Here is a 10,209-nt window from a genome sequence, read left to right on the forward strand (position 1 = left end):
CTCAGTCAACAACAAGAGCCTCAGTCAACAAATAGCACATCAGCCAACTGACTGCTGACTGAGGCACTCGAAGTCAACAGACATAACAACCAACCATTCACTGCGTCCTTTGCGAAATCCTTGCGAACTTTGCGGTGAAAATAAAAAAATTAGAAAAAAAGCAGATTAAATAAGTGAAAATTCATAATTATCAATTGTCAACTATCAATTTTCAATTAAATAAACCTTTCACCTAATACCCAAAAATATGGAAACACCAAACGACGAAATCACCCTAAAAGAACTTTTGCTTAAAGCCAAAGAATGGTACACCTACCTTCTTTCTCAATGGAAAATGATTGTTTTAGCAGGAAGTATTGGAGCCTTATTAGGATTAGGCTACTCGTTTTATAAAAAACCAGTGTATACCGCCTCACTAACTTATGCCTTAGAAGACGGAAAAGCCGCAGGAGGTGGATTAGGAAGTTTGGCCAGTTCGTTTGGATTCGACATTGGCGGAGCAAGTGGGAACAGCGGAGCCTTTGCTGGAGCCAACTTAATAGAGCTCTTCAAATCGCGTGCCATGGTAGAACAAACCTTATTAGCACCTGTAACCCAAAACAACAAAACCATTTCCTTGGCCGAAATGTACATCAAAGATAAAAAATGGCGTGAAAAATGGGAAAAAAAGCCAAAGTTGAAGGTTATAAAATTCTTGCCTAATACAGATAGAGCCAAATTCACTAGAATTCAAGACAGTATTTTTGGAGTAATTTATAACGATTTATCTAAAAACGCTTTAACGGTAGACCAAAAAGATAAAAAAGTAGCCATTGGAACCATCACTTTAAAAGGCACTAACGAATACTTTGCACAGCAATTTACTTTAGCATTAACCAAAACGGTTACTGATTTTTACATCGAAACGAAAAGCAAACGCGCGAAGGAAAACATGGATATCTTAGTACGTCAAACGGATTCCATTCGTGGGGAACTTAATGGTGCCATTACCGGAGTTGCCGTAGCCAACGACAATACGTTCGGACTCAACCCAGCACTAAACGTAAAACGCGTACCCTCAGCCAGACGACAAGTAGACGTGCAAGCCAACACCGCCATTTTAACCGAAATCGTAAAACAAGCCGAGTTAGCCAAAGTAACCCTTCGTAAAGAAACCCCATTAATACAAGTTATTGACCAACCCATTTTACCATTACCAAAGGAAAAATTCGGAAAAGCAAAAGGAATTGTATTAGGCGGAATATTAGCTGGGTTTTTAACTATTTTAGGATTGATTGTGAGAAGGATTTTTAAAGAGTTAAGTCTTTAATGTGCCAATTAGTCAATTAGACAATGTGCCAATTAGTTTATCTGCAAATCTGCAAATCCGCAAATCTGCACATCCGCAAATCTGCATATACGCATATCCGCAAATTCGCAAATCTGCAAATTCGCATAAACGCAAATCCGCATATCCGCAAATCTGCAAATCCGCAATTAATATAAACATGAAAAAAGCCATCATAGTCTCCGGGTATTTCAACCCCATCCACAAAGGCCATATTGAATACTTCAATAATGCCAAAGCATTAGGCGAATATCTTATTGTAATTGTCAATAACGACAAACAACGTGCCTTGAAAGGCAGTAAAGAGTTTCAACAAGAAGACGAACGTGTGTTTATCGTGTCTAACATTAAAAGTGTAGACCAAGTGTTCCTTTCTATAGACGAAGACCGCACCGTTTGCGCTACCATACAACATATACACGAACTATTACATCATGACTACCAATTGGCTTTTGCCAATGGTGGCGACCAAAACAATAACTCCATACCCGAAGTACCAGTTTGTGAAAAATTAGGAATAACATTACTAGATGGGTTAGGGGACAAAATTCAATCATCAAGTTGGTTGTTGAAATAAATATATGAAAGTAGGAATTACCTTTAGCGCTTTTGATTTATTACATGCCGGACATGTAAAAATGCTCGAAGAAGCCAAGCGAAAATGCGAATACTTAATTTGTGGCTTACAAACAGATCCAACGATTGACCGCCCTGAAAAAAACAAACCCGTTCAAACAGTTGTGGAACGATACATACAATTGAAAGCATGTAAACATGTTGATGAGATTGTACCCTATGCTACCGAACAAGATTTAGAAGATATATTACGTGCCTTTAAAATTGATGTGCGAATTGTGGGTGAAGAATACAAAGATAAAACATTTACAGGTAGAGCATTCTGTGAAGAAAACGGAATTGAACTGTATTTTAATAAACGTAATCATCGTTTTTCAAGTAGTGGTTTGAGAAAAGAAGTTTTAATTAAGCAAAAAAAATAATAATGAAAATAGTTGTAGTTGGAACTGGTTATGTAGGTTTAGTTACCGGGACTTGTTTTGCTGAGGTTGGAATCGACGTAATCTGTGTGGATATTGACCACACAAAAATAGAAAATTTAAATAAGGGAATAATCCCAATTTTTGAACCAGGTTTAGAAACTTTGGTAACTAAAAATGTATCAAAGGGAAGATTGCAATTTTCCACTTCTTTAGCTGAGAGTATCAAAGGAGCAGATGTAGCTTTCATTGCGGTAGGCACACCACCAGGAGAAGACGGTAGTGCTGATTTAAAATACGTTATTGGTGTAGCTCAAGAAATTGGACAGCATATGAATAGTTATGGTGTAATTGTTACCAAAAGCACAGTTCCAGTAGGAACTGCTGAAAAAGTACAATTGGCGATACAACAAGAATTAGAAAAAAGACAATTGGATATTACATTTGATGTCGCTTCTAATCCCGAATTCTTAAAAGAAGGTGCAGCCATTGATGATTTCTTAAAACCCGATCGTATTGTGGTGGGAGTTTCCTCTCTGAAAGCAGAAGAGGTTATGCGAAAATTATACAAACCTTTCTTATTAAACGGTCATCCCATTATTTTTATGGACGTACCAAGTGCGGAAATGACTAAATATGCTGCTAATAGTATGTTGGCTACAAAAATTAGTTTCATGAACGATATCGCTAATTTATGTGAAATTGTGGGTGCTGATGTCAATATGGTTCGCAAAGGAATAGGCAGCGATGCTAGAATAGGAAATAAATTTATCTATCCAGGAATTGGATACGGAGGTTCTTGTTTTCCTAAAGATGTAAAAGCATTAATAAAAACAGCTGCTTCAAATGGTTATCAAATGCAAATTTTGGAAGCTGTTGAAGCAGTAAATGAAAAACAAAAATCAGTTTTATTTGAAAAATTGATGAATCGTTTTCAAGGAAATATTGCAGGAAAAACTTTTGCTATCTGGGGATTGTCATTTAAACCTAATACAGATGATATGCGAGAAGCACCCTCATTGGTTATTATTGATAAAATTTTAAACGCAGGAGGTAAGGTAAAAGCGTATGATCCTATTGCAATGCCTGAGACTAGACATAGTATTGGAGATATAATTGAATATTCCAAAACTGAATATGAGGCTTTAGAAAATTCAGATGCCTTATTGATAGTTACCGAATGGGCTGATTTCAGGTCCCCTAATTTTGAAAAAATTAAAATAGCATTAATAAATCCAATAGTATTTGATGGTAGAAATATTTATGATACCAAAGAATTGAATGAATTAGGATTCGAACATTATGGAATAGGTACAAAATAAAAATTATAATGAAGAAAATATTAGTAACTGGTGGCGCTGGTTTTGTAGGGACAAATTTAATTGAAGAATTAATAAAAGATAAAAATAATATAGTAACCTCGTTAGATTGTTATTTTACCGGGAAAAAAGAAAATCATATAGATGGTGTTAATTATGTGGAAGGATTTACATGGGAAATAGATAAGATTTTTGAAAGTAATGATTTTGATATAATTTATCATTTTGGAGAATATTCACGTATTGTTCATTCATTTGATGATATAAATTTTGTTTCTGAATCAATTTTGAGAGGTACCCCAAAAGTATTTGAATTTGCGAAAAAATGTAATGCTAAAATCATATATTCAGCTTCTTCTTCAAAATTTGGAAATAATGGTAAAGATGAGAATTTATCTCCTTATGCTTGGATGAAAGCAAAAATGGTAGAATTACTTAAAAATTACAATGCATGGTTTGGGTTACAATATGAAATAAGTTACTTTTTTAATGTATACGGCCCGAAACAAATTTATGAAGGTAATTATGCAACTGTAGTGGCTATTTTTGAGAGACAATTTAAAAACAATGAAAAATTGACCGTAGTAAAACCCGGAACTCAATCAAGGGATTTTACACATGTAACAGATATTGTTTCGGGTTTAATTGCAATAGAAAATAAAAATTTAAATAATGAATGGCATTTAAGGTCTGGGAAAAACGTAACCATTATAGAATTAGCCCAAATGTTCGGTGATTGGACTTTAATAGAAGAAAGGAGAGGCGAACGATTTACAAGTGAAGAGTTCTTTTCAGACACTGAAGAATTATTAGAATGGAAACCTTTAATTAGTATTGAAAAATGGATTGAAATTATAAAAAAATAAGAATTGAATAATAATAAATATTTTAATAGCTTTATAAATAAAATTATCGATGGTTTAGGTAAACTTAAAGGACTTAAAGTATTTTTACTCATAACTGATGATCAGGGTAAATCGATAGTATTATATTTCTTAGTAGGATGGATTGCAATGTTAGATATTGAGATTGTAAATGGTGGTGACCAAAACAACAACTCTATCCAAGAAGTACCAATTTGTAATCAATTAAAGATAGAGTTGGTAGATTACTTAGGTGTTATAATACATTCTTCAAGCTGGTTGTCAGATGATTAAATTAAATTAAATGATAGGTAGATATTTGAAAAAATACAGTTCTAATAGAACTCAGAAAACAAATTTGAATACTTTCTTATCGTTATTTTTTCGAGGAGCTAGCATTTTTTTGTCTTTTATATTAGTACCACTAACGATAAATTATATTAAACCAGATATCTATGGAGTTTGGTTAACTTTATCTTCGTTAGTAGGTTGGATTGCAATGCTCGATATTGGAATTTCAAATGGCTTAAAAAACAAATTATCAGAAAGCTTAGCTGCAAAAAACTATGCTCAAGGCAAAATGTATGTTAGTACAACTTACGTAATAATTGGCTTAATAGCAATTGGTTTAGTTTGCATCTATCTGATATTTCATCAACTTGTAAATTGGCAATCTGTTTTTAATTCTCCTTTTATACCTGAAAATATATTACGTAACATGGTAAGCATTGTTGCCATTTTATTTTTATTAAAATTTGTTGCAGATATCATCAATGTAGTTGCAGCGGCATTTCAAATGGTGGCAGTTAGTTCATTCTTGCTTTTTCTAAGTAATTTAGGAATTACCTTATCGGTTTGGATTTTAACAAAGACTACTGCGCCAAATGTGGTTTTATTAGCAATTTGCCTTTCTTTAATCCCCTTTTTAATAAGTGTTATTTCTAGTTTATTTTTGTTTAACACCAGTTTTAAAAATGTTAAACCTTCATTTGAAAAAGTAAATTTTAAGCAGTCTAGAGGTATTTTGAGCTTGGGTTGGCAATTTTTTGTTCTACAGATTGTTGTTGTAATAATCTTCCAAACCGACAACATTATCATTGCCCAGTTTTTTGAGCCAAAAGAAGTAACTAATTTTAACGTAGCTTATAAGTATTACAGTATTTTAGCAATTGTTTTTTCAATTGTACTTACTCCATATTGGACAGCATTCAACGAAGCATATTTTAAAAATGAAATTTCTTGGATAAAAAGTTCAATTCAAAAATTAATAAAATTTTTTCTAGCTAGTATATTAGCGTCAGTATTGATGATAGCAGTATCTGCTTCATTTTTTAGAATGTGGGTGGGTGATGAGGTAAAAATTTCAATTAGTCTCTCGGTTTGGTTATGTTTATACATAGCGATAATGAATTGGAGCTCAATATTTTCTAACTTTTTAAACGGTATTGGTAAGATAAGATTACAAATGATATTTGCTCCTTTAGTAGGTGTAATCAATATATTTCTTTCAATATTTTTTATAAAAGTTTTGCACCTAGATATCATATCAATACCTTTGGCTAATTCACTTAGTCTAAGTTTTGGCGCTTTTTTAGGTTTTTTTCAATATAAAAAAATTATAAATAATAAAGCCAAAGGAATTTGGAATAAATAATTAGTAAATATTACTACTATGTATAAAATACCTGTATATCAGCCATCTTTAAATGGCAATGAAAAAAAATATGTCAATGAATGTTTAGATTCAACATGGATTTCTTCAAAAGGAAAGTTTGTAAATCAATTTGAGAGCTCTTTTGCAGAATATGTTGGTGTAAAACATGCTGCAACAGTTTCTAACGGTACAGTTGCAATTCATTTAGCACTATTAGCTCTAGGTATTAGCGAGGGAGACGAGGTAATCGTACCTACGTTAACCTACATAGCTTCAGTAAATGCAATAGCATATACAGGTGCAACGCCTGTTTTTGTAGATTCTTTACCGGATACTTGGCAAATAGACCCTGCTGATGTTGAAAGAAAAATTACTTCTAAAACAAAAGCAGTAATGGCTGTACATTTATATGGTCATCCTTGTGATATGGACTCATTAGTAGAGATTTGCAAAAAACATAATATTTTTTTAATAGAGGATTGCGCCGAAGCCATTGGAACTATGTATAAAGGTAAGCATGTTGGTACATTTGGCGATATATCTACCTTCAGTTTTTTTGGTAATAAAACCATTACAACTGGTGAAGGAGGAATGGTTGTTACAAATGATGAAACTTTACATGATCGTTCAGTACACTTTAAAGGACAAGGTTTGGCCAAACACAGGCAATATTGGCATGATGTTATTGGTTACAACTATAGAATGACAAATATATGTGCTGCTATAGGTTTAGCTCAACTGGAAAACATTGAGCAAGTACTAAATGAAAAGAAAAGAGTAGCCGATACATATCGTTCGTTGTTGACTAATACCCCCGTAGTTTTTCATGATCAAGTAGGCGAAAACGTATATCATTCGTATTGGATGTGCTCAATATTAACTAATGATGCCAAAGAAAGAAATGCATTAAGAGAACACCTAGAAAATCAAGGCATAGAAACTAGACCTTTATTTTATCCAGTACATACCATGCCTATGTATTCTTCACAGTACCAGCGCCATCCTGTTGCTGAAAACATTGGATGGAGAGGTCTTAACTTACCTAGTTACCCAGGCCTACAACAAGAAGAAATCGAATTTATTTGTAATGAAATAAAGAACTTCTTTGCCAATAAATAATTGATTATAATAAAATCTAACCATTCATTATTAATTTTTTTCATATGAAAACCTTTATATTTGGTGCTTCGGGCTTTGCAAAAGAAGTTGAATTTTATATATTCGAGTCTAATAGTAATTCGAAAATTAAGTTAGATATTTATGCTTTTGTAGTAAATGATTCTGAATATCAGGCAGGAAATAGTATTAATGGTATCCAGATTATATCTGAAAACCAATACTTTAATACATTTCATAAAAGTAAAATTCACAATTGTATTATAGCTGTTGGTCATCCTGCTTTGAAGGAAAAGATATACAATAAGATTAATTGTGAAACTACTTTATTTCCCACCGTTATACATCCTAGTGTAATCTATGATAAACGTTCGGTTAAAGTAGGTAAAGGCTCTATTATTTGCCCAGGTAATTTGATTACTACTGAAATAGAAATCGGAGATTTTGTACACCTTAATATAAATTCTACGGTTGGACACGAATGTGAAATTGGTAGTTTTTCAACAATTTCACCTGGGGTTCAAATATCTGGTAATGTAATAATTTCTACTAATGTTTTTATTGGTACAGGTGCAGCCATACTTGAAAAAGTAGAAATCACTGCAAACTCTATAATTGGCGCTAGTGCTTTAGTTAACAAAACTATTGAAGAAGCCGGAACTTATGTTGGTATGCCAGTTAAAAGAATCAAATAATGCATAGTGTTGGTATATTAACAGAGCACTTCGTTAAATGGGGTGGTGGCGTCGACTTTATTAGACTAATAATTAAGGGGCTCTCTACATTAAATACAGAAGAAAACACGAAAAAAGTTAAATTGTATATTTTAATCCCCAAGCGACTAAAATTTAAAACCAAATTTAAAAACATCGTCAAGATTGCACTTAATAACTGTTTTAACAGTAAATTTGTAATACAAAAAGAAATTGACATTCCACAAATTATAAAAGCTTTTAAGGAAGTTGATCCCAATATAGTAATTTGCCATTATAATGATTTAGATAAAGATTTAAAAGAACAGGTAATTAAAAATAAAATAGACTTTATCATTCCAGCATTTGCGCCGCTGCCCAATAATTTTCCTATACCTTGGGTTGGTTACTTATATGACTTTCAGCATAAATATTATCCACAGTTTTTCCCAGCCGCAGAGCTAACATCCAGAGACAAAGAATTTGCTGCAATGCTAAATACCGCACAAACCGTTATTGTTAATGCTAAAGCTGTTAAAATAGATATTAAGCATTTTATTGGCAAAACCATAGCAAAAGTAGTAAGCCTTCCTTTTTGCCCGGTGTTAAACCCAGCGTTTTTTGAGCTTAATGTTAATTTAGCCAAATATAATTTGCCAAAAAATTACTTTGTGATATCAAATCAATTTTGGCGACATAAAGACCATTTTACAGCAATTAAAGGTTTTAAGTTGTTTTTAGATGGCTTAGAAAATAAAAACATTGGTTTAGTATGTACCGGACAAACTCATGATAGTCGTTTTCCAAATTATTTTGATGAAATAAAAGACCTTATAAATGAGTTTGGTTTAGCCGAAAAAATTTTTATCCTTGGGTACATTCCTAAAAATGACCAATTACAGATATTAAAAAATAGTGTTGCGGTAATACAACCGACTTTGTTCGAAGGCGGACCTGGAGGAGGTGCTGTTTATGAATCCGTTGCTTTTGGCATACCATCAATTGTATCTGATATCCCAGTAAATAAGGAATTAGATGACGAAACAGTAACCTTTTTTAAAACAGGTTCTCCAGAAGATTTGGCAGAAAAAATGAAAATGGTATTTGAAAGCCCAAAAAAACAATATTCACCCCAAGAGCTTATTGCAAAAAACAATAAGTCACTAGTGAAATTAGGAACTGAAATTTTAAACATTTTTAATGATAATAAAATAGTAAATTAATGTTGCCAAAAATATCTGTTATAACGGTTGTATATAATGCTGTAGCAACTTTAGAAGAAACTATACTCAGCGTTATTAATCAAGATTTTGAAGACTTTGAATTTATTATCATTGATGGTGGATCGACCGATGGTACAATAGAAATCATCAAAAAATACCAAGATAAAATCACATTATGGATTTCTGAACCAGATAAAGGGATTTATGATGCTATGAATAAAGGTATTAAGATAGCAAAAGGGGACTATGTGTATTTTTTAGGGGGCGATGATTTGTTATATAGCAATTCTGTTTTAAACAATATATGTAGTAAATTAATAGATAAGAATAAAATATATTATGGCAATGTACTATTTAAAACAAGGAATGTTATATATGATGGGAAGTTTAGCGCTTTAAAAATTGCAACTAGAAACATTAGTCACCAAAGCATTTTTTACCCTAGAGAAATTTTTAACAAATATAGTTTTGATACCAAGTATAAAATATTTGCAGATTATGAATTGAACCTAAAATTATATGGTAATTCTTCTTATTCATTTGTCTATATGCCAATCACTGTAGCATTATTTAATGATGAAGGGTCATCGGGTTCTAACATTTTAGATTTTTGTTTTGAAAGGGATAGGTTTGAAATTATTAAAAATAATTTTCCATATTGGATTTATTTATACAGGATTTATAGGAGTAAAATATCTAAAACCCTCCGTTTATTATGAATAATTACGAATTTTATGATATAGCTTTAAATAATATTGGCCTTTTTATTAGTCTTTTATTTTTTTCTGTTTTCATACATTATATAATTTTTCGATCTCTAGTAAAGTCAATTTTAGACCCTTATTTTTTAGCAGTTATTTCTTCAGTTTTTTGTTCAACTGTTGTTTATTTATTGTATTTTACTTCTAATATATCCTTCTATTTGTTTATGAGTTATAATTTAACTCAATTTAGTTTTATTCTCGGGATATTTACTTTTAAACAGAAAATATCTAATAAAAAAAAGGAAAATTTTAAAAC

11 protein-coding genes are annotated in these 10,209 nt (G+C 31.9%); all 11 read left to right on the forward strand.

Annotation, left to right across the window (positions count from 1 at the left end):
- Positions 1 to 247: 247 nt before the first annotated feature.
- The 11 genes from ACIQ16_RS07095 (at position 248) to ACIQ16_RS07145 (ending at position 9,908) form a co-directional block, all read left to right on the forward strand.
- On the forward strand, positions 248 to 1,309 hold the full coding sequence (locus ACIQ16_RS07095; RefSeq protein ID WP_396150022.1) for a Wzz/FepE/Etk N-terminal domain-containing protein: 1,062 nt from the start codon (positions 248 to 250) through the stop codon (positions 1,307 to 1,309).
- 178 nt (positions 1,310 to 1,487) lie between these two features.
- Positions 1,488 to 1,904 carry an adenylyltransferase/cytidyltransferase family protein gene (locus ACIQ16_RS07100; RefSeq protein WP_396150024.1) on the forward strand — a complete coding sequence of 139 codons (417 nt, stop codon included), beginning with the start codon at positions 1,488 to 1,490 and terminating at the stop codon, positions 1,902 to 1,904.
- 4 nt (positions 1,905 to 1,908) lie between these two features.
- On the forward strand, positions 1,909 to 2,325 hold the full coding sequence (locus tag ACIQ16_RS07105) for an adenylyltransferase/cytidyltransferase family protein (protein WP_396150026.1): 417 nt from the start codon (positions 1,909 to 1,911) through the stop codon (positions 2,323 to 2,325).
- Positions 2,326 to 2,327: 2 nt separating this feature from the next.
- Positions 2,328 to 3,644 (forward strand): UDP-glucose dehydrogenase family protein, encoded by a 1,317-nt coding sequence (locus ACIQ16_RS07110; RefSeq protein ID WP_396150028.1) that lies wholly within the window; start codon positions 2,328 to 2,330, stop codon positions 3,642 to 3,644.
- An 8-nt stretch (positions 3,645 to 3,652) separates the two neighbouring features.
- Positions 3,653 to 4,507 carry an NAD-dependent epimerase/dehydratase family protein gene (locus ACIQ16_RS07115; protein WP_396150030.1) on the forward strand — a complete coding sequence of 285 codons (855 nt, stop codon included), beginning with the start codon at positions 3,653 to 3,655 and terminating at the stop codon, positions 4,505 to 4,507.
- Between the two features lie 3 nt (positions 4,508 to 4,510).
- The gene (locus ACIQ16_RS07120) at positions 4,511 to 4,798 is read left to right on the forward strand and encodes a hypothetical protein (RefSeq protein ID WP_396150032.1); all 288 of its coding nucleotides are present in this window, start codon (positions 4,511 to 4,513) and stop codon (positions 4,796 to 4,798) included.
- Positions 4,799 to 4,808: 10 nt separating this feature from the next.
- Positions 4,809 to 6,158: an oligosaccharide flippase family protein gene (locus tag ACIQ16_RS07125; RefSeq protein ID WP_396150034.1), complete on the forward strand. Its 1,350-nt coding sequence runs from the start codon at positions 4,809 to 4,811 to the stop codon at positions 6,156 to 6,158.
- 18 nt (positions 6,159 to 6,176) lie between these two features.
- Positions 6,177 to 7,277: a DegT/DnrJ/EryC1/StrS family aminotransferase gene (locus ACIQ16_RS07130; RefSeq protein WP_396150036.1), complete on the forward strand. Its 1,101-nt coding sequence runs from the start codon at positions 6,177 to 6,179 to the stop codon at positions 7,275 to 7,277.
- A gap of 44 nt (positions 7,278 to 7,321) precedes the next feature.
- Positions 7,322 to 7,969, forward strand: a complete 648-nt coding sequence (locus ACIQ16_RS07135; protein ID WP_396150038.1) for a NeuD/PglB/VioB family sugar acetyltransferase — start codon at positions 7,322 to 7,324, stop codon at positions 7,967 to 7,969.
- Entirely contained in the window at positions 7,969 to 9,189 is a 1,221-nt protein-coding gene (locus tag ACIQ16_RS07140) for a glycosyltransferase (RefSeq protein ID WP_396150040.1), read from the forward strand. Before ACIQ16_RS07135 ends, ACIQ16_RS07140 begins: the two co-directional genes overlap by 1 nt.
- Positions 9,189 to 9,908, forward strand: a complete 720-nt coding sequence (locus ACIQ16_RS07145; protein WP_396150042.1) for a glycosyltransferase family 2 protein — start codon at positions 9,189 to 9,191, stop codon at positions 9,906 to 9,908. The genes ACIQ16_RS07140 and ACIQ16_RS07145 overlap by 1 nt, the downstream gene beginning before the upstream one ends.
- Positions 9,909 to 10,209: the final 301 nt, after the last annotated feature.

It is taken from the genome of Flavobacterium sp., assembly GCF_044360715.1.
Lineage (GTDB): Bacteria > Bacteroidota > Bacteroidia > Flavobacteriales > Flavobacteriaceae > Flavobacterium.